General features: G+C 67.1%; 1 protein-coding gene. It reads right to left on the bottom strand.

What is annotated here, in order from left to right; translation table 11 throughout:
- Nucleotides 1–258: phage tail tape measure C-terminal domain-containing protein (locus OH705_RS27925; RefSeq protein WP_267303523.1), on the bottom strand; the 258-nt coding region annotated here is incomplete at both ends.

The following is a 258-nucleotide window of genomic DNA, read 5'->3' on the forward strand; positions in this document are numbered from 1 at the left end:
GGAAGCCGAGGCCCCGGCCGTGGCAGAGCCCCCCATCCATCCGCGGAAAGCCGAGACACCCGCGCCCAGCACACCACTGAGAAGCCCCGTCGCCGCCTGCTGACTGGCAATCCGCGCCATGTCGTTGATCACGCTACTGGCGAAGTCGCGGAACTTGAATTTGCCGGTGGTGGCGAAGTCGGCCAGGGCGTTGCTAGCGGTGTTGAAGCCAGTGGTGAGCATGTCATCGGTGGCCGAAGCGACGTCCGCCGCGTCGGC

It is taken from the genome of Pseudomonas sp. BJa3, from assembly GCF_026343815.1.
GTDB classification, from domain to species: domain Bacteria; phylum Pseudomonadota; class Gammaproteobacteria; order Pseudomonadales; family Pseudomonadaceae; genus Aquipseudomonas; species Aquipseudomonas soli.